Annotated in this window: 1 protein-coding gene; it reads left to right on the forward strand. The window is 35.3% G+C overall.

Annotation, left to right across the window (positions count from 1 at the left end):
- The coding region (locus tag AAEY88_RS14350) for a class I adenylate cyclase (RefSeq protein WP_350563472.1) at positions 1-258 on the forward strand (258 nt) is incomplete at both ends.

Here is a 258-nt window from a genome sequence, read left to right on the forward strand (position 1 = left end):
GTTGGGGTGAGTGGCAGAGTCATCGTTTTAATGGGAAAACCGCATTGCTTGAAGCGATTTCATTTATTATTTTGGGACTAAAACGTTCAAATGAGCAAGTTGATTTATCAATTATTAGCTGCTCGGCAAAATTAAAACAACCGATTTTTAATCAACTGAAAACCTTACTGTTACGTTGTTATGGTTTAATGAAAAAGGTCAATCAGACAAATACATTGATGCATCCGATAACGATAGGCGATCAACATTATAGTATGC

The organism is Psychrobacter sp. CAL346-MNA-CIBAN-0220, from assembly GCF_040309805.1.
Classification (GTDB): Bacteria; Pseudomonadota; Gammaproteobacteria; order Pseudomonadales; family Moraxellaceae; genus Psychrobacter.